General features: G+C 74.1%; 2 protein-coding genes. One reads left to right on the top strand and one right to left on the bottom strand.

Annotated features, from left to right (window positions below; genetic code table 11):
- Nucleotides 1-129: 129 nt before the first annotated feature.
- Nucleotides 130-1,059 carry an alpha/beta fold hydrolase gene (locus Q0112_RS11680; RefSeq protein ID WP_297975524.1) on the top strand — a complete coding sequence of 310 codons (930 nt, stop codon included), beginning with the start codon at nucleotides 130-132 and terminating at the stop codon, nucleotides 1,057-1,059.
- On the opposite strand, the gene Q0112_RS11685 is transcribed toward Q0112_RS11680, so the two are convergent.
- A complete protein-coding gene (locus Q0112_RS11685; RefSeq protein ID WP_297975526.1) occupies nucleotides 977-1,198 on the bottom strand; it encodes a hypothetical protein in 222 nt (73 codons plus the stop codon). The two genes, Q0112_RS11680 and Q0112_RS11685, sit on opposite strands and share 83 nt — an antisense overlap.
- Nucleotides 1,199-1,546: the final 348 nt, after the last annotated feature.

Consider the following 1,546-nt stretch of genomic DNA (forward strand, 5'->3'; position numbering starts at 1 on the left):
CGCGACTTCGCGCCGCTTCGGAAGTTTCGCCGGGGACGGTTGAAACATCGGCCGGCGTGCCGGGCACGGCGCTGAAACCGGGCGCTGCTAGGCGGGCAGGATCGCCAGAGAGATCCGGGAGGAGAGAGGATGGACGTCCGGCACTTCCTTCATGCCCCTGCGCGGGGCGCCGGCCGTCCGGTCGTCGCGCTGCACGGGTCGGCGGGCTCGGGGGCGGCATGGCGCGGGCTTGCCGGCTATCTCGAGGGGCGCTTCCGCGTCGTCACGCCCGATCTGCCCGGCTACGGCGGCTCGCCGCCGCGAGGGAGGGTCGGCCTCGCGGGCGACGCGGCGGCGGTCATGGAGCTGATCGGCGGGATCGGCGAGCCGGTGCATCTGGTCGGGCACGGCTGGGGCGGGCTCGTGGCGCTGCGGCTCGCGGTCGAGCGGCCGCAGGCGGTGGCGAGCCTGACGCTGGTCGAGCCGGCGGCCTTCCATCTGCTGCGGGCCGGCGCCGCGGCCGACCGGCGGCTCTACGCCGAGGTGATGGCGCTCGGCGCGGCGTTCGATCCGGCGGCCGGGCCGGCGCGGCGGGAGGCGGCGATGCGGCTCCTCGTCGACTACTGGAACGGGGCGGGCGCCTGGGGGCGGACGAGCGCGCGGCTGCGCGGCCGGCTGCTCGCCAGCCACGACCGGCTCCACGGCGAGTTCCGCGCCCTGGCCGAGGAGCCGGCGCGGCCCGGCGACCTCGCGCGGATCGCCTGCCCGACGCTGGCGATCATGGGGCTCGACTCGCCGCTGCCGAGCCTGCGCGTCACCGACATGATCGCGGGTCTCGTCCCGCGGGCGACGCTCAGGATCGTGCCGGACGCCGGGCACATGCTGCCGCTGACCGACCCGCACCTGGTCGATCCGATGATCGCCGGGCATCTGGCGGCCGCGGACCGCATGCGCCGCGAGGTCGTGCCGCTTGCCGCCTGGCGCGGGCGGGCGGGGCTCAGATCAGCCGGTAGCGCAGCATCTCGGCGAGGGTCGGGGTGCCGCGCAGCCGGATCCGCGGCAGGGGGTCGGGGAGGGTGAACTCCTCCGCCGGCTCGCCGCGGCGGCGGCGGCGCCATTCGCGCTGGTACTCGGCGCGGCAGGGCTTGCAGTAGGCGGTGCGCGGCGTGGAGGCCGGGCGGGTGTGGCAGCGGCTGCAGGGCTTCGGTTCGGCCTTCATCGGCTCGCGTTCCTTCGTGACACATAACAATCCGAACGCCTGGAGGGCGCAGTCTCGGAGGGTCGGCGAGACGGAACTCCTGCTCGTGCGTTCCGCCCCGTTCGCAGGTCGGATGCGGCACGCTGCCTGAACCCTCAGCTCCGTCTCGGGCGCCTATATCGGCGGAAATCCGCCGATTGTCTTGCGCGACTCCGCCACAAAGTTGCGATCAGCGACCAAATTTGCCGCACTATGCTCGTCCCAGGAGCATCCTGCCCGGCGGGATGCAACTTCGGCGAGGGCAACGGATGCACGTGGTCCCGGTCACCTGGATACGGCACGTCGCGGACGAGCTCGGCGGCGACTCGA

The sequence above is a fragment of the uncultured Amaricoccus sp. genome (genome assembly GCF_937858865.1).
Lineage (GTDB): Bacteria > Pseudomonadota > Alphaproteobacteria > Rhodobacterales > Rhodobacteraceae > Amaricoccus.

Excerpts from the sequence above, each read along its gene's own strand:
- Q0112_RS11680 (WP_297975524.1), top strand. The coding sequence starts at position 130 with ATGGACGTCCGGCACTTCCTTCATGCCCCTGCGCGGGGCGCCGGCCGT.
- Q0112_RS11685 (WP_297975526.1), bottom strand. The coding sequence starts at position 1,198 with ATGAAGGCCGAACCGAAGCCCTGCAGCCGCTGCCACACCCGCCCGGCC.